The 19978-nt window shown below is 55.0% G+C and carries 19 protein-coding genes; 15 read left to right on the forward strand and 4 right to left on the reverse strand.

Features of this window, described 5'->3' with window-relative positions; genetic code table 11:
• Positions 1-109: 109 nt before the first annotated feature.
• Both rho and trxA read right to left on the reverse strand, forming a co-directional pair.
• Positions 110-1363: a transcription termination factor Rho gene (gene rho, locus DFR30_RS02115; protein ID WP_132971098.1), complete on the reverse strand. Its 1254-nt coding sequence runs from the start codon at positions 1361-1363 to the stop codon at positions 110-112.
• Positions 1364-1525: 162 nt separating this feature from the next.
• Positions 1526-1852: a thioredoxin TrxA gene (gene trxA, locus DFR30_RS02120; RefSeq protein WP_132971099.1), complete on the reverse strand. Its 327-nt coding sequence runs from the start codon at positions 1850-1852 to the stop codon at positions 1526-1528.
• A 230-nt stretch (positions 1853-2082) separates the two neighbouring features.
• On the opposite strand from trxA, the gene DFR30_RS02125 reads away from it, so the two are divergent.
• The 14 genes from DFR30_RS02125 (at position 2083) to DFR30_RS02190 (ending at position 15266) form a co-directional block, all read left to right on the forward strand.
• Positions 2083-3375, forward strand: a complete 1293-nt coding sequence (locus DFR30_RS02125; RefSeq protein ID WP_132971100.1) for a DEAD/DEAH box helicase — start codon at positions 2083-2085, stop codon at positions 3373-3375.
• 166 nt (positions 3376-3541) lie between these two features.
• Positions 3542-4453 carry a type II secretion system protein GspC gene (gene gspC, locus DFR30_RS02130; protein ID WP_132971101.1) on the forward strand — a complete coding sequence of 304 codons (912 nt, stop codon included), beginning with the start codon at positions 3542-3544 and terminating at the stop codon, positions 4451-4453.
• A 14-nt stretch (positions 4454-4467) separates the two neighbouring features.
• Positions 4468-6489, forward strand: coding sequence for a type II secretion system secretin GspD (gspD, locus tag DFR30_RS02135; protein WP_165869065.1), 2022 nt, complete (start codon positions 4468-4470; stop codon positions 6487-6489).
• Complete coding sequence (gene gspE, locus DFR30_RS02140) at positions 6482-8011, forward strand: type II secretion system ATPase GspE (RefSeq protein WP_132971103.1); 1530 nt, start codon at positions 6482-6484, stop codon at positions 8009-8011. The genes gspD and gspE overlap by 8 nt, the downstream gene beginning before the upstream one ends.
• Before the next feature lie 15 nt (positions 8012-8026).
• Positions 8027-9250, forward strand: coding sequence for a type II secretion system inner membrane protein GspF (gene gspF / locus DFR30_RS02145; protein WP_132971104.1), 1224 nt, complete (start codon positions 8027-8029; stop codon positions 9248-9250).
• A gap of 96 nt (positions 9251-9346) precedes the next feature.
• Positions 9347-9751, forward strand: a complete 405-nt coding sequence (locus DFR30_RS02150; RefSeq protein WP_132971105.1) for a DUF7793 family protein — start codon at positions 9347-9349, stop codon at positions 9749-9751.
• A complete protein-coding gene (locus tag DFR30_RS02155) occupies positions 9744-10355 on the forward strand; it encodes a uracil-DNA glycosylase family protein (RefSeq protein WP_132971106.1) in 612 nt (203 codons plus the stop codon). The genes DFR30_RS02150 and DFR30_RS02155 overlap by 8 nt, the downstream gene beginning before the upstream one ends.
• Before the next feature lie 101 nt (positions 10356-10456).
• Positions 10457-10723 carry a YbeD family protein gene (locus DFR30_RS02160; RefSeq protein WP_132971107.1) on the forward strand — a complete coding sequence of 89 codons (267 nt, stop codon included), beginning with the start codon at positions 10457-10459 and terminating at the stop codon, positions 10721-10723.
• Between the two features lie 12 nt (positions 10724-10735).
• Positions 10736-11410: a lipoyl(octanoyl) transferase LipB gene (gene lipB / locus DFR30_RS02165; protein ID WP_132971108.1), complete on the forward strand. Its 675-nt coding sequence runs from the start codon at positions 10736-10738 to the stop codon at positions 11408-11410.
• A gap of 14 nt (positions 11411-11424) precedes the next feature.
• Positions 11425-12363 carry a lipoyl synthase gene (gene lipA, locus DFR30_RS02170; protein WP_132971109.1) on the forward strand — a complete coding sequence of 313 codons (939 nt, stop codon included), beginning with the start codon at positions 11425-11427 and terminating at the stop codon, positions 12361-12363.
• A gap of 32 nt (positions 12364-12395) precedes the next feature.
• Positions 12396-13490, forward strand: coding sequence for a glycosyltransferase family protein (locus tag DFR30_RS02175; protein WP_132971110.1), 1095 nt, complete (start codon positions 12396-12398; stop codon positions 13488-13490).
• Entirely contained in the window at positions 13480-14532 is a 1053-nt protein-coding gene (locus DFR30_RS02180) for a GDP-D-glucose phosphorylase 1 family protein (RefSeq protein ID WP_132971111.1), read from the forward strand. The genes DFR30_RS02175 and DFR30_RS02180 overlap by 11 nt, the downstream gene beginning before the upstream one ends.
• Before the next feature lie 66 nt (positions 14533-14598).
• Positions 14599-14997, forward strand: coding sequence for a hypothetical protein (locus tag DFR30_RS02185; RefSeq protein WP_132971112.1), 399 nt, complete (start codon positions 14599-14601; stop codon positions 14995-14997).
• Positions 14998-15005: 8 nt separating this feature from the next.
• Positions 15006-15266 carry a YcgL domain-containing protein gene (locus DFR30_RS02190; RefSeq protein WP_132971113.1) on the forward strand — a complete coding sequence of 87 codons (261 nt, stop codon included), beginning with the start codon at positions 15006-15008 and terminating at the stop codon, positions 15264-15266.
• Between the two features lie 21 nt (positions 15267-15287).
• On the opposite strand, the gene DFR30_RS02195 is transcribed toward DFR30_RS02190, so the two are convergent.
• Positions 15288-16010: an MlaC/ttg2D family ABC transporter substrate-binding protein gene (locus tag DFR30_RS02195; protein WP_132971114.1), complete on the reverse strand. Its 723-nt coding sequence runs from the start codon at positions 16008-16010 to the stop codon at positions 15288-15290.
• A 40-nt stretch (positions 16011-16050) separates the two neighbouring features.
• Positions 16051-16869: an exodeoxyribonuclease III gene (gene xthA, locus DFR30_RS02200; protein ID WP_132971115.1), complete on the reverse strand. Its 819-nt coding sequence runs from the start codon at positions 16867-16869 to the stop codon at positions 16051-16053.
• Positions 16870-17005: 136 nt separating this feature from the next.
• Here xthA and DFR30_RS02205 point away from each other — a divergent pair, with 136 nt between their 5' ends.
• The gene (locus DFR30_RS02205; protein WP_132971116.1) at positions 17006-19975 is read left to right on the forward strand and encodes an insulinase family protein; all 2970 of its coding nucleotides are present in this window, start codon (positions 17006-17008) and stop codon (positions 19973-19975) included.
• Positions 19976-19978: the final 3 nt, after the last annotated feature.

Genomic DNA, 19978 nt, shown 5'->3' on the forward strand with positions numbered 1-19978 from the left:
ATGTTCCGGACTGATTCGTCATGCCGGCGCAGGCCGGCATCCAGTACGCTGAACCTTATGGATTCCGGCATTCGCCGGAATGACGGGAAGCGAACAAACTCCGGAAGCTCTAGCGTTTCATCGAGTCAAAGAATTCATCATTGGTCTTGACGGCCTTCAGCCGGTCGAGCAGGAATTCCATGGCTGCCAGTTCATCCATCGGGTGCAGCAGCTTGCGCAGGATCCATATCTTCTGCAGTTCATCCGGCTTGGTCAGCAACTCTTCGCGGCGCGTACCGGAACGGTTGATGTTGATGGCCGGGTAAACACGTTTCTCGGCTATCTTGCGGTCGAGATGGATTTCCATGTTGCCGGTACCCTTGAACTCTTCGTAAATGACGTCGTCCATACGGGAACCGGTTTCCACCAGCGCAGTGGCGATGATAGTTAACGAACCACCTTCCTCGATGTTGCGCGCTGCACCGAAGAAGCGCTTCGGGCGGTGCAGGGCATTGGCATCGACACCACCGGTCAGTACCTTGCCGGAGGATGGTACAACGGTGTTGTAGGCACGTCCGAGGCGTGTGATCGAATCCAGCAGGATTACCACGTCACGCTTGTGCTCGACCAGGCGCTTGGCTTTCTCGATCACCATTTCGGCGACCTGTACGTGGCGGCTGGCTGGCTCATCAAAGGTGGATGAAACGACTTCACCGCGCACCGAGCGCGCCATTTCCGTCACTTCTTCAGGCCGTTCATCGATCAGAAGTACGATCAGGTAGCATTCGGGATGATTGGTAGTGATGGACTGCGCCACGTTCTGCAGCAGCATGGTCTTGCCGGCTTTCGGTGGCGAGACAATCAACCCACGTTGCCCTTTGCCGATTGGCGAGGCCAGGTCGATAACCCGCGCGGTAATATCTTCCGTGCTGCCGTTGCCCACCTCCAGCTTGAGGCGCTCATTCGGGTGTAGTGGTGTCAGGTTTTCAAACAGCACCTTGCCCTTGGCGTTCTCGGGTTTTTCGTAGTTGATCTCGTTGACTTTCAGTAACGCAAAATAGCGTTCGCCTTCTTTTGGTGGCCGGATCTTGCCGGAGACAGTGTCACCGGTACGCAGCCCGAAGCGGCGAATCTGGCTGGGTGAAACATAAATATCATCCGGGCCAGCCAGGTAGGAGCTGTCTGCCGAGCGCAGGAAGCCGAAGCCGTCCTGGAGTATTTCCAGTACACCGTCACCAAAGATATCTTCGCCGCTCTTGGCGTGCGACTTGAGGATGGAGAAGATGACGTCCTGTTTGCGTGATCGCGTACCCTCGATGCCCATGCCCTGGGCAATCTTGATGAGGTCGGAAGCGGGTTTCTGTTTGAGTTCTGTTAGATTCATAAGCGTTTTTAGTCGTATTGGGTTGCTGGAAAGGCGCCACTGAAAGAAAGGCAGTGGCGGTTAGCGGCACATTACTGTTGCGGTAATGTTGTCGGGATGGTTAATGCCCTGGCTGGTAATGATCTCCGGGGTTTGTTCAGTGTGCAGCTGTCAGGCAGCACGTTACAGGTTTGTATCAATGAAGGCGGTCAGCTGTGATTTGGACAGTGCGCCCACCTTGGTCGCCTCAACATTGCCATCCTTGAATAACATCAGGGTTGGAATGCCGCGGATACCGTACTTGGGTGGCGTCTGCGGATTGTCATCGATGTTTAATTTGGCAATCTTGATTTTGCCTTCATACTCTTCGGCAATTTCGGTCAGGATGGGTGCAATCATCTTGCAGGGACCACACCATTCAGCCCAGTAATCCACTAACACAGGTTTGGGTGAATCAAGGACTTCGTTTTGGAAGGATTCGTCAGTTAAATAAACGATATTATCGCTCACGCTTTGGGCCTCCTGACCGCAATACAAAATGGAATACAAATTTGGGATGTCGAGTTTGAATGGGTCTGTTAAGACGACTTCATCTACTTCGCGGGAAGCTGTTGGTTTACCGGTTTTCTGCCGTCAACCAACCATCCGCTGTACAGTAATTCTAATTTCAGCCCAAAAACCGTTCGATTGCAAGCCCAAATTCGGGATAAACGCGAATAAATTCGTTATGCTGCATACCTATGACTGATACTCACTTAAGCGAAATTCTCTACAGCAGCTTTGATTTGCCCGATAAACTTGCTCAAGGCATTGAGGATGCGGGCTTTTTAGCATGTACTCCTATACAGGAAAAGACCTTGCCGTTAACGCTGAAAGGCGAGGACGTCGCAGGTCAGGCGCAAACAGGCACCGGTAAGACTGCGGCATTCCTGATTGCAACCTTCAATCATTTACTGACTCACCCGCCCGCGGAAGGCCGCAAGCCAACCCAGGCGCGCGCACTCATTCTTGCACCGACCCGCGAACTGGCAATCCAGATTCATCGCGACGCGATGATACTTGGGCAGCATACCGGGCTGCGGCTCGGTATTGCCTACGGTGGTACGGATTACGAAAAACAGCGTAGCTATATATCCGAAGGCGTTGACGTACTGATCGGTACACCGGGCCGTATTATCGATTACTTCAAGCAGCATGTATTTGATCTGAAGCAGGCGCAGGTAGTAGTGTTGGACGAGGCGGACCGCATGTTCGATCTTGGCTTTATCAAGGATGTGCGCTACCTGCTGCGACAATGTCCGCCACCGGACCAACGGCTTGGACTGCTGTTCTCGGCAACGTTGTCGCACCGTGTCAACGAACTGGCCTACGAGCACATGAACAGCCCGCAACTGGTGAAGGTCGAGACCGAGCAGGTAACGGCTGACAAGGTGAGGCAGGTGCTGTATCACACCGCCAATGATGAAAAGATTCCGTTGTTGCTGGGTTTGATGGGACGTATTGACGCGCAACGCTCCATTGTATTCGTCAATACCAAGCGCGATGCGGAAAAAGTGTGGAGCTTTCTCGAGGGTAATGACTTCAAGGCGGCCATACTTTCCGGTGATGTTCCCCAGAACAAGCGTCAGACATTGCTGAAGAAATTTCAGGACGGTGAACTGGCTGTGCTGGTGGCAACCGATGTGGCGGCGCGTGGATTACACATTCCGGATGTAAGTCATGTATTCAATTATGACCTGCCGCAAGAGGCTGAGGATTACGTGCACCGTATCGGTCGAACCGCCCGGCTTGGCGCTGAGGGTGATGCCATTACGTTTGCCTGTGAGCGATTCGTCTACTCGTTACCTGATATTGAGCGTTATATAGGGCACAGCATCCCGGTAGAGCGCGTAACGGATGATATGCTGGCGAAGCCCAAACCACCGGTAAGACGACCCCAGCGCAAGGCGCCACCAGGGCGCGGACGAAGTGGCGGTGATGGAAGGGGATCATCCAGCAGGAGTAGAGGTGGTGGCCGACGCTCGGCATCCTGAATGCTATACACAGGTTTATAGTATTGAACGACATGCGGTAATTTATGTCAAAATTGGGCTAAAATCAGAAAGTCCGGTAAAATCAAGATATTTAGCCACGATCGTTTAAGTTCTTTACCATCCGGCCGCGTTTAATTGTTCAGGGATATTGTGAAGCTATAAACCCATGGTAAGTCTCACGCTTCCACAGAATGCGTTCAAGCCTCCGTTTAATGCGGGGCAGATTTCGTTATTCATCAAAATTATCAATGGGTTGCTTGTTGTCTGGCTGGCATGGCAACTTGCCGGCCTGAGTTGGCTGCTTGTTCCTTCCTCGCCCAGGAATGAGGTCACAACGGTGACATCTGATCTGCAGCCGGTACAGCGCAGGCAGACTGCATCCAATGAGAAGGAACTGGCCAGCTGGCATTTGTTTGGTGTGGCGGGACAACAGGCTGTCACGAAAAAATCCACCCCTCTCAGCGCCCCTGAGACTCGACTCAGGTTGACCCTGAAGGGTGTATTTGCGAGTCCTGATGAAACATTGGGACGAGCCATTATTGCAGACCCGAAAGGCAAGGAAGACACCTACGGGGTGGGCGACCCCCTCCCGGGTGGAGCAAAACTATCCGAAATTTACCCGGACCGGATTATTCTCGAACGCAACGGGCGATTTGAGACGCTGAAGCTTCCAAGGAAGCGCGATACATCGAAAACGTCGTCACTCGGGAATCGTGCGGCGTATGGCGTTAGCGGGAGTAGCAGCAGTAACCGGGCTACGGCATTCAACAAATACCGTAACGAGATCAAGCAAAATCCGGCCTCGTTTCTGAATTATGTGCGCGCTACGCCGGCACGACAAAACGGTAAATTTGTCGGCTTCCGGCTACAACCGGGCAAACAGCGCGGTGCGCTCAAGGACCTGGGCCTGAAACCGGGCGACATTGTAACTTCGATAAACGGTGTGCAGATTGATGCGCCGGCGAAAGGCATGAAGGCTATGCAGGCGCTGGGTGAAGGCGATTCGGTTAACGTCACCCTGCAGCGCGCCGGACAGGAAATATCACTAAATTTAACCTTGCCGGCATCGGCGCGGTAAGCGGGAGCATAGATGTGGTAGATCGGCTGATATTCAGACAAAGAACATGGAGAAGTGTTTTGCTGGCGCTGTGCCTGATATGGGTAGCGCCACTGTTTGCACAGACTATTACGCTTAATCTTAAAGACGCTGATATCAATGCGCTGATTGGGACAGTTGCAGAAGTGACCGGCAAGAACTTCATTGTTGATCCTCGAGTAAAGGGCAAGGTGACGGTGATCTCGTCACGCCCGATGAACAGCGACGAGGTTTACCAGGTCTTCCTGTCTATCCTCAAGGTGCATGGATTTGCCGCTGTCCCGAGTGGGCAGGTTATAAAAATCCTGCCCGATGTCAGCGCCAAGCAGGACAGCATACCCAATGCCACCGATGCTGAACCGGGCCGGGGCGATGAAATGGTGACACGGGTCATCCAGGTCGATAATGTGGCATCGGCGCAGCTGGTTCCGATTTTACGTCCGCTGGTGCCGCAGCAGGGCCACCTGGCAGCGTATCCAACCACAAATGTATTGATTATCTCTGATCGCGCCGAAAATGTTGCGCGGCTGGTCAATATCATTCGTCGTATCGACAAGGTCAGCGACAGTGAAATCGAGGTTATTCGCCTGGAGCATGCTTCGGCTGCAGAAGTCGTACGTGTGCTGAATGCGATCAGCCGTAGCGGGCCAGGACAGGCCAAGGGCGCCCAGGCTTCAGCGCAGACGCTGGTTGCGGATGAGCGTACCAATAGTGTGCTGCTGGGTGGTGATCGTTCCAGTCGCCTGCGTTTGCGCGCGATAATTTCGCACCTTGACACCCCGCTGGAGCGAGGTGGAAACACCAAGGTTATCTACCTGAAGTACGCCAAGGCAGCTGACCTGGTTGAAACACTGCGTGGAGTCGGCAAGATCCAGGGTGTGAAGACCAAGGGCAAGCCCGCCACGCCGGCCAATATCGACAAGGAACTTGATATTCAGGCGGACGAAGCCACAAATGCTCTCGTTATCACGGCACCTCCGGCGTTGATGCGATCACTGGAGGCTGTCATCAGGCAGCTGGATATCCGCCGCTCGCAAGTCCTGGTCGATGCAATCATTGCTGAAGTCAGTGAGAAGAAGGCACGCGAACTTGGCGTACAGTGGGCCTTTGACGGTACCGGTGGTACAGGCGCGCCGGTTGGTGGAAGCAATTTTGATAATACCGGCGGTATTCCTGCCGCGGCTATCATTAACGGGATTGCAACAAGCACCTTCCCCGGAGTTTCTACCGGATTGCTTTTGGGTGGTGGCAACGTCACAGATGGTGGAAAACTCAAGTGGGGTGCGGTATTGCAGGCACTGGCGGCGGATACCGACGCGAATATCCTTTCAACCCCGTCTATCACGACGCTCGATAATGAAGAAGCTGAAATTGTTGTCGGTCAGAATGTGCCTTTCGTGACGGGTTCATTTTCAAACACGGCAGGAGCCAGCGCCGGAAATACGGTAAACCCTTTTCAGACCATACAGCGCCAGGACGTGGGTATCACACTCAAGGTCAAGCCCCAGATTAATGAGGGTGACGCCATCATGATGGAAATCGAGCAGGAGATATCATCTATATCCCAGAGTGCTGCCGCGAGCGACATTATTACTGACAAGCGTTCCATCAAAACCAATGTACTGATTCAGGACGGTCAGGTGATCGTGCTCGGCGGCCTGATTGAAGACCGGGTAACTGAAACGGAGCAGAAAATTCCGCTGCTTGGTGATCTGCCGATACTCGGTGCCCTGTTCCGTTCAACCGGTACCAATCATGACAAGGCCAACCTGATGGTGTTTATACGCCCGGTAATACTGCGTAATGCCTCGGATACAGATCGCCATTCTGCGGGCAAGTACAACTTGTTGCGTGCGCGCCAGTTCCAGTTGCATGATGAGAAGGTACCGCTGATACCGGGAGCGCTGATGCCAAGGTTGCCGGAATTCGACAAACTTCTGGAGTTGCCGCCACCGTTTGAACCTTCCGGTGACGACAAGCCGGCAGCCGGTACCAGTGGTCCGGATCAAGATGGCTGAAGCAGAATCCGGTAACGTGGTTGCTGAAACCGTCGCTGGGGCAGGTGCTGGCCAGGGGCGACGTCCCGGTTTCAGTTTTGCCAAACGCCATGGTGTCCTGGTATCCGAACTGACAGGCGACCATGCAAGCGTAATGCTGCGACCGGGCGTTGAGCCCAGTGCCCTGATCGAGGTGCGCCGGCTGGTAGGTCGGCCGCTGAAGTTGCAGGAGATCAGCGAGGAGCAGTTCGATGCCTTGCTTGCGACCTCTTACGAGCAGGGCTCCAATGAAGCCATGCAGATGATGGAAGATCTGGGCGATGACCTGGACCTGTTCACCATTGCGCAGGCATTACCGGAAACCGAAGACTTGCTGGAAAGCGAGGACGACGCGCCGATCATTCGACTGATCAATGCCTTGTTGACAGAGGCGATCAAGGAAAATGCCTCTGATATCCACATTGAACCTTTCGAGAACCGCCTGGTGGTACGCTTTCGCGTTGATGGCGTATTGCGTGAAGTGCTTCAGCCTCAGCGTGTGCTTGCACCGTTACTGGTGTCACGCATCAAGGTAATGGCGAAGCTCGACATTGCCGAAAAACGCCTGCCCCAGGACGGCCGGATTTCGTTACGCGTTGCGGGCCGCGCCGTGGATGTTCGTGTTTCCACCTTGCCGTCAGGACACGGTGAACGCGTTGTATTGCGATTGCTCGACAAGCAGGCCGGGCGGCTCGATCTTGCGCATCTCGGTATGGCCGAGGATGCCCGCAAGCTGATAGACAACCTGATTCGCCGGCCACATGGCATTATGCTGGTTACCGGCCCAACCGGTTCCGGCAAGACCACCACACTGTATGCAGCGCTTGAACGTTTGAACGACAACCGCCGTAACATTATGACGGTGGAAGACCCTATTGAATATTACCTTGACGGCATTGGTCAGACCCAGGTCAATACCAAGGTGGAAATGAGTTTTGCGCGCGGTTTGCGTGCCATCCTGCGCCAGGATCCGGATGTGGTGATGGTCGGTGAAATCCGTGACCTGGAAACCGCAGAGATTGCAGTACAGGCGAGTCTTACCGGGCACCTGGTGTTCTCCACCCTGCATACCAACAGTGCGGTGGGTGCGGTAACGCGTCTGCGTGATATGGGTGTCGAGCCCTTCCTGCTGTCATCCAGTCTGATAGGTGTGTTGGCGCAGCGCCTTGTGCGGGTCCTGTGTGACAACTGCAAGGACCCTTATACCGCTTCAGCCGCCGATTGTGAGTTGCTGGGTATAGGCGTGGAAGAGCCACCCACGCTGTACCATCCCAAAGGCTGTGCAGAGTGCAACCATCTGGGCTACCGGGGCAGAACGGGCATCTACGAGTTGATTGAAATTGATGATGATATTCGCTCGGCTATACATGACGGTGCCGGTGAGCAACAAATGGAAAAGCTGGCGCGCCGCCACTCTCCCAGTATCCGTGAGGACGGCTGGCGACGTGTGCTGGCAGGCACGACATCCGTCGAAGAAGTTCTGCGCGTGAGCCGCGAAGGCTGAGCAAACGGCAACGTCATGGGTGCATTTGAATACATCGCGCTGGATAACGGCGGCAAGGAAAAGAAAGGCGTGCTGGAAGGCGATACCCCGCGCCAGATTCGCCAGCAGTTGCGCGACCAGGGGCTGACTCCGCTGGAGGTGCAGGAAGCCAGTCAACGTGAAAGTAAATCCTCTACCACCCGCACAAAGAGCGGCCTGCGCCGCGGTATCAGCGCAACTGACCTGTCATTGATAACCCGCCAGATGGCGACCCTTGTGAAATCGGGGCTGCCACTGGAAGAAGCCTTGCAGGCTGCTGCCCAGCAGAACGAAAAGCCACGGCTGAAAAGCATGTTACTTGCCGTACGCGCACGCGTGATGGAAGGGCATACCCTGGCAACAGGGCTGGGTGATTTTCCCCATATTTTTCCCGAGTTGTACCGCACCACCGTATCTGCCGGTGAACAGTCCGGTCACCTCGATGTCGTACTCGAACGGCTTGCCGACTACACCGAAAACCGTCAGCAGATGCAGCAGAAAATACAGCTGGCACTGTTCTACCCGGCCATGCTGACACTGGTTGCAGTCTTTGTTGTCATCGGCCTGATGACTTACGTCGTGCCACAGGTCGTGCAGGTGTTCGATAACATTGGCCAGGAGTTACCTGCACTGACCCGTGGCCTGATTGCAGTCAGTGACTTTATGCGCAGCTATGGCATTGTCATACTGTTGCTGGTGGCGGCGGGTGTTGCTACCTTCAGCTGGATGTTGCGCAAGGAAGGCCCCAGGCGCCGTTTTCATAATACCTTGCTAAAGTTACCCATCATCGGCCGGCTGGAGCGTGGTGTAAACGCAGGACGATTCGCCCGTACCTTCAGTATTGTTACCGCCAGTGGCGTACCGGTGCTGGAGGGCATGAGGATTGCCGCCGAGGTTATGTCCAATCTGCCCATGCGCGAAGCAGTCGAGGACGCCACGCGCAAGGTCAGTGAAGGCGCCAGCATTTCGGCGGCGCTGGACAGTAGTGGCTACTTTCCCCCCATGACCGTCCATCTGATTGCCAGTGGGGAAACCAGTGGCAAACTGGAGGAAATGCTGGAGCGTGCAGCCATCAACCAGGAGCGTGAGATCGAAACACTGATTTCTGCCGTGATGGGGCTGTTTGAGCCTGTCCTGATCCTGCTGATGGGCGGTGTTGTGCTGGTGATCGTGCTGGCTATTTTATTGCCTATCTTCAATCTTAATGAACTTGTCGCATAAATTTGTCTTTGTGGCGAGGTCCTTATCGGAAAGCTTGTGATTCCATCAGGCTCTGTGTGATAGTGCTGTCTGTCAGCTAATCTTCATAAGGATAGTATGCAATCTACACCACGCATCTGGTTGGGCGACGACGGTATAATGCGGATCGAATTTCCGCAGGACTATCTGTTTACTCTGAAAGATGTCCAGGAACTGAATAGACAGCACCGGGAGATAAGAAGCGAGTGTGGTCCGCTGCTTGTTTATGCCATGTCGGTTGCGGAGGCTGAACACGAAGCAAAAGAGTTTGCTTCAAGCGATGGTGCAGTTGAAGTTGTCAGCGCCATGGCCATTCTTGTCAAGTCAGTTTTTACCCGCGCGATGGCTGATATCTTCATGAAGTTCAACAAGCCTCCTTACCCGACCCGGATATTTACCAGTGAAGCCGATGCACTGGCATGGCTGGAGCCGTTTTGTGCCTCCTTGAGGGAAGACGGTAGTGAGCGTGGAGAAAGTGCCTGATAGATCGGCTGTACGGCAATGCAAGCTCGACAAGTTGCTTGCTGAAGTGCGCGCCTGCAGGGCGTGTGAAGCTGTACTGCCATTTGAACCACGCCCGGTGTTGCGCGCGAGCAGTTCAGCGCGTCTGTTGATTGTCGGACAAGCACCCGGTACCCGCGTACACGAAACCGGTATTCCCTGGAACGATCCCAGTGGTGACAGGTTGCGTCACTGGTTGGGAGTGGAGCGTGAATTCTTCTACGATGAGCGCCATATCGCCATTGTCCCCATGGGTTTTTGTTACCCGGGCCGGGGCAAGTCGGGCGACTTGCCGCCCCGGCCGGAGTGCGCTGCACTATGGCGGGAACAATTACTGGCCTGTTTACCGGATATAGAGCTGACCCTGTTGATCGGCCACTACGCACAGCAATATCACCTCCCTGACGCGGGTCGCAGCACGGTGACTGAAACGGTGCAACGCTGGCGTGAGTTTTTGCCCGATGTGATACCGACGCCGCACCCCTCGCCCCGTAATCAGTTGTGGTTGCGTCGCAACCCCTGGTTTGAAGCCGATCTGGTGCCGGCCCTGCAGCGGCGTATCCGGGAAATGTTCGCCGGAAACTAGCCGCAGTGCGCGGGAAATAGCGGTGTGCGAGAGGTGCATGACGTTATTCCTCAACCAGCCAACGGGGTAAATTGTCGGCACATGCCTTATTATAGGTAATCATGGAACAGCAACAGACACTCCTGGAGTTTCCCTGCGACTTTCCCATCAAGGCGATGGGTAAGGCGGCATCCGGCTTCGAGACCCGGGCGCTGGAGATTGTCCGCCGCCATGCAACGGATTTTAAAGAAGGAAATATGCGCATCGTGGCCAGTGGAAAGGGTAACTATTTATCAGCGACCTTTGTAGTGCGTGCTACCAGTCAGGCGCAGCTGGATGCCCTGTACCGTGAGCTAACAGCTTGCGAAGACATGTTGATGGTGCTCTAGGTTAGCGTTGCGATGACATCTGTTTACGCCACAGGCACGGCAGATAGCCATTCCGCAAGCGAGGTGGGTTCACCCGCTGTCCGCCGGCTCGGTCTGAGTGACTACGAACCGGTATGGCGGCAGATGCAGGCGCATACGGAGCATCGCAGCGGTCCGGGTGATGATGCTATCTGGCTGCTGGAGCACCGGCCGGTGTTCACGCAGGGAATGAACGGCAAGCCAGAGCACCTGCTGGCGCCGGGTGACATCCCTGTTGTCGAGGTGGACCGTGGGGGCCAAGTGACCTACCACGGTCCGGGGCAACTGGTGGCTTATCTGATGCTTGATCTGCGGGCACGTAACCTGGGGATCCGTGGCCTGGTGGAACTACTGGAGCAGTCAGTGATCGACTGGCTGGGTTCACAAGGTATCAGCGCACATGCACGTCGTGATGCGCCGGGTGTATACGTGGATGGTGCAAAGATCGCGGCACTTGGCCTGCGTGTCCGGCGAGGTTGCAGCTACCATGGATTGAGCTTCAATGTGGATATGGACCTTGAGCCTTTTTCACGTATTAATCCCTGCGGCTATGCAGGAATGGACGTAACACAGTTGCGTGACCTTGGTGTTGCCGGCAGTGTTGAAACAGTTGCGCAGGACTGGCTGCCCGCTTTGCTGGCGCGGCTTGAGCAACAAAAACCTGGATAAAGAGTTAATAACCCATGTCAGAGCAACAGCCCAAGCACCAGCGCGGCGAGGCCAAGACCTCGCGCATACCGATCAAGGTCGAGGTGACCGACCGGCCGATGCGCAAGCCAGCCTGGATACGTGCAAAATCACCGGCCGGGCCGGAGGTGCAGCGACTGAAGCGTGTCTTGCGTGACCAGCGTTTATTTACCGTTTGCGAGGAAGCTTCCTGTCCGAACCTTGGTGAGTGTTTTACGCATGGTACGGCGACCTTCATGATCATGGGTGATATTTGCACACGACGTTGTCCGTTCTGCGATGTGGCACACGGGCGGCCCGACCCGCTTGATCCCGAGGAACCGCGGCACCTGGCGGAAACCATCAAGGCGATGGGGTTGCGTTACGTGGTGGTTACTTCGGTGGATCGTGACGACTTGCGTGATGGTGGTGCAGCACATTTTGTCGACTGTATACAGTCGATTCGGGAAGGCAATCCCGACACCCGCATTGAAATACTGGTACCGGATTTCCGTGGTCGAATGGATCGCGCGCTGGATATACTGCGCGCGGCACCACCGGATGTATTCAACCACAACCTGGAAACCGTCCCGCGTCTTTACAAGAAAGCCCGCCCCGGTTCTGATTACCAGTGGTCACTGACACTGCTGAAAAAATTTACGCAGGAGCATCCTGGCGTGCCGACCAAGTCAGGGCTTATGCTGGGTCTGGGTGAGAGCATCGAGGAAGTTGAACGGGTCATGCGAGATATGCGTGACCACGATGTTGATATGCTCACACTTGGGCAGTACTTGCAGCCCAGCAAGCATCATCTCCCTGTTGACCGTTATGTTCACCCGGATGAATTTGAACAGCTGCGTGTAACCGGTGAAGCCATGGGATTCAGTCAGGTGGCCAGTGGACCGATGGTGCGTTCATCCTATCACGCGGACCAGCAGGCGGCCGGGGTGCTCTGAAGTGGGCATCAGTTAGCTTTTAAAGCCGTTATATGACCCACCTGCTTGCCGCCATAACGCCGCATGGTTACGGACATGCGGCACAACTCGCGCCGGTGTTGAATGCCTTGCGAGAACGTGTTCCGGATCTTTCCCTGACGCTGGCAACGACCCTGCCAGAATACTTTCTTCGTGAGCGGATAGAAGGTGAATTTCACTATGTCAGGCACGCTTCCGATTTCGGTCTTGTGATGCACTCCGCGCTGAAGATTGACCTGGATGCCAGTGCGGCGCGTTACGAGCAGTTGCACGAAAGCTGGAGTATCCAGGTTACAGCCGAGGCGCAATTTATCGAGCGGCAACAGGTCGATCTGGTATTGTCGGATGTGTCCTGCCTGTCCCTGGCAGGTGCTGAAGAGGCCGGGTTGCCGGCCTTTGCGCTTTGTTCCCTGAACTGGGCAGATGTCTACCGCCATTACTTCCAGGCGAGGCCGGAAGCCACGCACATACTGGCGCAGATGGAAGCCGCCTATGCCTCGGCCCGGATCTTCTTTTGCCCGCAGCCATCCATGCCGATGGCATTTCTCGATAACACAACCGATGTCGGTCCAATCGCAAGGCGTGGCAATAATTGCCGCGAGCAAATCAATGAGCGACTCGGCCTGACCAGTCAGACTGCACTGATCCTGGTGGCGCCCGGTGGCGTGGATACCCGGTTCAATATCGGGCATTGGCCATCCGGGCAGGGCATACACTGGCTGGTTAGTGACAACTGGCAGGTTGAGCACCCGGATGTCAGTTCATTGTCGAAAGCCGGTATGACGTTTACCGACCTGCTGGCTTCCTGTGACGGGGTGCTGGGCAAGTGCGGCTATGGCACGGTCGTTGAATGCGTCGTAAATGCAACACCATTGCTCTATATTCCACGCCCGGACTGGCCGGAAGAGCAGAGTTTGCTCGACTGGCTGGAACAGCACAATGCGGCGATTCGTGTAGAGTCATGCAGGCTGGAAACGGGAGAGCTGAGCGGAGTTGTCGAACAGGCGCGCAGTCTGACTATAGACGCCTGTGAGAATAATGGTGCCGGGCAGGCAGCTGATATCCTGCTGGCGAATCTCCATAACAGGAAAACAGCGCATGGTGGATAAGTCCGGTCTTGAAACCCTGTTTACATCCGAGGAAGCCCTGCGCAGTCACTTTGAAAGCGGGCTGGAGCGATTGCTGGATTGTGGTGGCATGAACCTTTTTATCCTGGTTGTGGCGAATGCAAGTTTTGATGCGCGCCTGTGGAGTACGCTCGAACCCGGGTTATGCGCGCAATACAATACGCTGCTGACCAACCTGCAAGGTGCGCTGACGCGGGGCCAGCGCATTGAAGAGGCCGATGACGACCTGCTGGTATTTCTGAAGATAAGCACTATCGGGATGAAGGCACTTAAGCTGACCGAGCAACGTGATGAAGGTCCGTGGGAGGTGCAGTTCAACCAGCTGCGGGCCTTCCGTCCACTCCGCAACAGCCAGCGTCCGATGACATCTATTCAGTCCCCATTCGATGCTGCGGCATTCAACTTTAACAAGCCGTTCATACAGCAGGAGGCACTCGCATCCGGTGATCTGCTTGGACATCACATTGACTTGTATTACAACAAGTACCCGTTTGTCGAAATGCATAGTCTGCTGGTTCCGGATCGTCAACAGTGCCTGTCCCAATATCTGTTTGAAGACATGCACTACTTCGTCTGGCAACTGGTCGAGTACCTGTCGGGCACTCTGCCTGGTGTGCGTGTCGGCTACAATGCACTCGGTGCTTTTGCCTCGGTGAATCACCTGCACCTGCAGTTGTTTGTGCGCAATAAATTATTGCCGGTTGAGCAATCGTTATGGGCGCATAACGGTGGTGCGCAGAATTACCCGGCGGAATGCAGGGTGTTCAATGACCCGCAATCGGCATGGAATGAGATAGCTGAATTACACAGGCAGAATGAGGCATACAACCTGCTCTATGCGCCCGGCCGCCTGTATTGCATGCCGCGACGGAAGCAGGGTGAATTTGAACTGCCGGACTGGTCCAGTGGATTCTCATGGTATGAATTGTGTGGCGGGATGATTACCTTCAACCACCAGGACTGGGCTGCACTTGATGAGGCGGGTATTGTGGCGGATCTGGCGCGGGCAAGGCGACCACGATAACGGTGTACCCGGTTGGGTCGAGGAATTTCTGGAGCCGCCCGGCGAAAATGAGGATAATGCAAGGCTATGACTAAAGCAGCCAGCCCCACACCCGTGCTTACCGTCGTGATAGATGGAGAGCCGCACCTTGAATACGATCGGGGAAAACTTTTGCCGGAGTCCCGGTTGGCATCTCTTGATCGAATGGACCAGAAAATGGACCAGGGTATCCGGCTCGGTGGGGAAAGTATTAAACATCCCGACCGTGTGCAACGCGCCCAGTTTGTGGCGTTGCACCTGCTGGAGGCTATGCAGGAAGGTGATGATGCCCTCATAGCGGCATCCTGCGCGTATCTTGCCAGCCGCTTGCCAGACCTTCACCAGGTCAAGGCACGTTTGGCAGGCGATGCAGTGTCGGCAGAGCTGGTATTCGATGAGCCTTATACAAAAGAGGTTGCGGTTGATTTTATACCGCGTTCCTCGTAAGCAAGATCATGCGCATGCAGTGTCTGGTGTACAAGAGTCTCCGGCAGTTTGACTACTACCTGTTCGTTAAAAAAGGCGAGGATATGGAACGTGTGCCGGACGCACTGAAGACCTTGCTTGGAAACCTTGAGTTTGTTACGGACGTAGAACTGCACGACCAGCGCAAGCTGGCACAGGCTGATGTTGTTGAAGTGATGGCGCAAATCGAGGCAGAAGGTTATTACCTGCAAATGCCGCCACGCCAGGGACTGGACCATGATATCTCCTGATGCCCCGGGCGGGCGTGGAGCCTAGGGATTTGCCGAGCCTGTCTGGTCCTTGAAAGGCGCAGAAACTGAAGCGGGAAGTTCTACTTCGCCCTTGCGATTGCGTTCTTCCAGCTGTGCAATAAGGCTGTCTATACCCTCACGACGGATGGTTTCACCAAAGCTGGTGCGGTAAGTAATGGCCAGGCTGATACCTTCGATGCGAATGTCATAAATCTTCCATTTTCCGTCATTGAGGTAAACCTGGTACTGCACGTCCACGGTCTTGCCCTTGTCAATTTCGATGGTTGCGCGTACCGAGGCTTTTCTGTCCCCCGGCTTATAGCGCGAAGGTTGATATTTGATGCTGTCCTTGTGGTCAATGATTTCATCGACGTAGCTGGTCATTGCAGTAACGTAGGAACGGGTCAGCAGGGTTTTGATTTCTTCGATGAGGCGTTTACGTTGCGCATCAGTCGCATTGCGCCAGTATTTCCCTACGACCAGGCGGGCAATTCGCGGAAAATCAATATGTGGTGCGATCAGCTCATTGCTGATGCTGTAGGCAATGGAATCATCCTGTTTGATTTTTTCCCGGTTTTCTTCCAGGCGATCTATCAATTGATTGATGGTGTCTGCGATAACCGGCTGCGGGTCGTTACCTGCCTCGGGTTCCGGGATGGCCTGGGCGAGAGAAGCCGTGCCGGCAAACAGCAGTGTCGTCAGAAATATCCATGTGGTGTACTGCGTGGTTTTCATGGTACGCATTGTATGTTTCCCGTCAGGTGTAACAAGGCCTTTCTGATTGTTATTCAAGGTCGAATCGTGCCCAGACGGGGCAGTGATCCGAGGGTTTGGTCATGGCGCGGATATCATATGAGATACCTGCATCGGTAGAACGTTCCATCAACGGGCGGGTTGCCATGACCAGGTCGATGCGCAGTCCGCGTTTTGGCTCACGCTCGAAACCACGGCTGCGGTAGTCAAACCAGCTGAATTTGTCGTCAATATCCGGGTAATGGTGGCGAAAGGTATCGGTTAGCCCCCAATCGGCCAGTTTTTGCAGCCATTCACGTTCTTCCGGTAAAAAACTGCATTTGCCGGTTTTCAGCCAGCGTTTGGCGTTGTCGGCACCAATGCCGATATCCTGGTCGAGAGGCGCCACATTCATGTCCCCCATCAGCGCCACCGGCTGCTGTGGATCATAATCAGATTCAAGGAGCGCCCCAAGGTCCCGGTAGAATTTTTCCTTGGCCGGGAATTTGGTCTCGTGATCACGGCTTTCGCCCTGTGGGAAATAGCCGTTGATGACGCTGAGGGTGCGCCCGTCTGAAAGTTCGAAATCGGCGCTGATCAGGCGTCGCTGGGCATCATCTCCATCATGGGGAAACCCTTTACGTACTGCAACAGGTGCCTGCCTGGAAAGTATGGCGACGCCATAGTGGGTCTTTTGCCCATGGAAAGCTGCGTGATAGCCCAGATCCTCGACCATTGACAGGGGAAAATCCTCGTCCTGAACCTTGGTCTCCTGTATGCCGATAATGTCAGGCGAGTGGTTCTCGACCAGCTTTTCCAGCTGATGCTGACGCATGCGGATACTGTTGGTATTGAATGAGGCAAGTTTCATTGGCGTGATATTTTTGGGGAATTTGGCGCATTCTACTGGGCTGTCCGCGTCCGGGCAATGCATCATGGCGCTGGGCTTGTCCAGCGCGTTACAATCACTCCATTCCCGGCTATCAACGAACAGGATACAGGTTTATATGAGCAGTGTAGTGGCTGATAATTCCACGGTTTCACCCGGGCAAGCCCCTTCCCGTGTACATGATGCATTCGAGTGGGTCCGTAGTGAACGTATTGAATCCCTGAACCTGGTTATCGAGGAGTACCGGCACCGTGTGACCGGTGCGGCTCATTATCACCTGGCTGCGGATATCCCTGAGAATGTTTTTCTGGTGGCGCTTCGTACGGTACCCATGGACTCCACCGGCGTAGCACATATTCTTGAACATACCGCGCTGTGCGGCAGCAAGCACTACCCGGTACGCGACCCTTTCTTCATGATGATACGCCGTTCGCTGAATACGTTTATGAATGCGTTTACCAGCAGTGACTGGACGGCCTACCCGTTTGCCAGTCAGAATCGCAAGGATTTTAACAACCTCATGGACGTGTATCTCGATGCGGTGTTTTTCTCTCGCCTGCACGAGCTGGATTTTGCCCAGGAAGGCCATCGTGTGGAATTTGCCGAGATGGACAACCCTGATACCGAACTCGTATTCAAGGGCGTCGTATTTAATGAAATGAAAGGCGCCATGAGTTCACCAGCCAGCACTTTATGGCAGACCCTGACCAAATACCTGTTTCCAACCACCACTTACCATTACAACAGTGGTGGTGATCCGGAGTGTATACCCGACCTGGCTTATGAAGATCTGAAAGCCTTTTATCGCACCCACTACCACCCTTCCAATGCTGTGTTCATGACCTTTGGAGATATACCTGTCTTTGAACACCACGCGCGCATTCATGACAAGGCCTTGTCGCAGTTTGAAAAGCTTGATGTGCATATCGCAGTGGGTGATGAAAAACGCTATCACGCGCCTGTCTATGTACAGGAGAGTTATGCCTTTGACGAACCGGGTGAAGTGGGAGACAAGACGCATCTGGTAATGGGCTGGTTGCTTGGCCCCAGTATCAACCTGAAAGAACAGCTGGAGGCGCAGCTGCTGGAAGGTGTGCTGCTGGATGACAGCGCGTCACCGCTGCGTCGTGCCCTGGAGACAACTGACCTCGGGAGTGCGCCATCACCGTTATGCGGGCTGGAGGCTTCCAACCGGGAAATGAGTTTTGTCTGTGGTCTGGAGGGAAGCCGACCGGAAAATACGCACGCAATGGAGGAGCTGGTACTGGATGTGCTCCGCGAAGTTGCCGAAAAGGGTATAGAAAAATCACGCATCGAAGCGGTGTTGCACCAGTTGGAACTGGGACAGCGCGAAATTTCCGGTGACGGTTATCCTTACGGTTTGCAGCTGATCCTGGAGGGTTTGTCCTGTGCCACGCACCGCGGCGACCCGGTAGGGCTGATGAACCTGGATCCGGTACTGGATGAGCTGCGTGAGCTGATCCAGGATCCTGATTATATTCCTGGGCTTGTGCGTGGTTTGTTGCTGGAGAACTGTCATCGGGTTCATGTGACGCTGGTGCCGGATACCGCGTTGTCGGCGCGCCGCGAGGCAGCCGAAGCAGAGCGCCTGGCCGGCATGAAGGCACAGATGGATGATGTGCAGAAACAGGCTGTTATTGCACAGGCGAAGGCATTGGCCGAACGCCAGTCGCAGGAGGATGATCCTTCCGCGCTGCCCAAGGTCGGGCTGGAAGATGTCCCGACAGAAATGCATATTGCCTCCGGCGAGCAGGAGCAGGTTGCCAGCCTGCCACTCAGCTTCTACCCGCAGGGTACCAACGGCCTTGTTTACCAGCAGGTCGTCGCTGACTTGCCGCAGCTGGATGACGAGCTGCTCGACGCCTTTCCGGGCTACAGCTACAGCCTCGCTCAACTGGGTTGTGGTGGACGTGATTACCTGGAAACACAGGAATTGCAAACCAGTGTGTCGGGTGGCGTGAACGCCAGTAGCAGCATGCGTGGCAATGTGGATGACGAGCAGTCGCTGAAAGGCTTTTTCGTACTGTCCGGCAAGGCGCTGGCGCGCAATCATGCTGCGCTTGGCAATCTGATGCGCGACACGCTGGAGTCTCCGCGTTTTGATGAGTACGACCGTATTCGTGACCTGGTGGCGCAGCATCGTGCACAGTGTGAGCAAAGCGTTACCGGCAACGGCCACGGGCTTGCCATGCTGGCCGCTTCTTCCGGGATGAGCCCCGGCACGGCTCTTTCACACAGGTTGCGCGGGCTTGCGGGTATTCGTTCACTGAAGCAACTCGACGATTCCTTTTCTGATGCAGGTCAGGTAAAAGTCTATGCAGATCGGCTGGCAGCCCTGCATGAAAGCATTCGCAGCGCACCTCGCCAGTTCCTGCTGATCAGTGAAGCCGAACGGCATGCGCAGGTGCGCGAAGAACTGAAGCAGGCCTGGTCGAGTGTGCAGATCGATAGCAGTAACCATACGCCATTTGTACCGGGTAAAGTCAGTGCGCGTGTGCGTGAAGCATGGATTGCCAATACCCAGGTGAATTTTTGCGCCAAGGCCTACAAGACTGTCCCGGCAGAGCACCCCGATGCGGCTGCACTTGCAGTGCTGCCCGGTTTCCTGCGAAATGGCTACCTGCACCGGGCAATCCGTGAGCAGGGTGGTGCCTATGGCGGTGGTGCCAGCCATGATTCCGATAATGCAGCATTCCGTTTCTTCTCATACCGTGATCCCCGGCTTGCCGAGACACTGGATGACTTTGATCACGCAGTTGAATGGTTGTTGACCGAAGAGCACGAGTGGCGGTTGCTCGAAGAAGCGATTCTTGGTGTTATCAGCAGTATCGACAAGCCCGCATCGCCGGCTGGAGAGGCGCGTGATGCCTTTCTTTGCGCTTTGCACGGGCGCACGCCTGAACGGCGTCAGGCGCAACGTAAGCGAATACTGGATGTCACGCTGGATGATCTCAGGCGGGTAGGTGAAACTTACCTCCGGCCCGAGCAGGCAAGCATAGCTGTTGTCACCAGCCCGGCAAGTGAAGGCGATTGCAGGACGCTGGGTCTCGATATTCAGATTCTGTGAGCC

The sequence above is a fragment of the Thiogranum longum genome (assembly GCF_004339085.1).
Lineage (GTDB): Bacteria > Pseudomonadota > Gammaproteobacteria > DSM-19610 > DSM-19610 > Thiogranum > Thiogranum longum.